The following is a 232-nucleotide window of genomic DNA, read 5'->3' on the forward strand; positions in this document are numbered from 1 at the left end:
CGGCCGACCGGGACGTGCTGGCCTGCGCCCCGCAGGGCGCCAGCGCCTGCGGGTTGCTGCTGGCGTGCCGCGATGGCCGCGACCGGGGCGCGCGGCCGTTCTTCCCGCGCACCAAGGGCGGGGAATGCGCGGACGAAGTGCTCGGCGCGGTCGTGTGGCAGTACTCCGCCGAACTTTGCCCGCCGCGCGAGATCCTGGTGGGCGGCGAGATTCGCGATGCCCGCGTGATCGA

The 232-nt window shown here is 75.0% G+C and carries 1 pseudogene; it reads left to right on the forward strand.

Features of this window, described 5'->3' with window-relative positions:
* A pseudogene (gene uvrC / locus ACQG3P_RS24915) lies at positions 1 to 232 on the forward strand (excinuclease ABC subunit UvrC); the annotation flags it as partial.

It is taken from the genome of Stenotrophomonas sp. SrG (assembly GCF_050031795.1).
In the GTDB taxonomy this organism is placed as follows: domain Bacteria; phylum Pseudomonadota; class Gammaproteobacteria; order Xanthomonadales; family Xanthomonadaceae; genus Stenotrophomonas; species Stenotrophomonas rhizophila_A.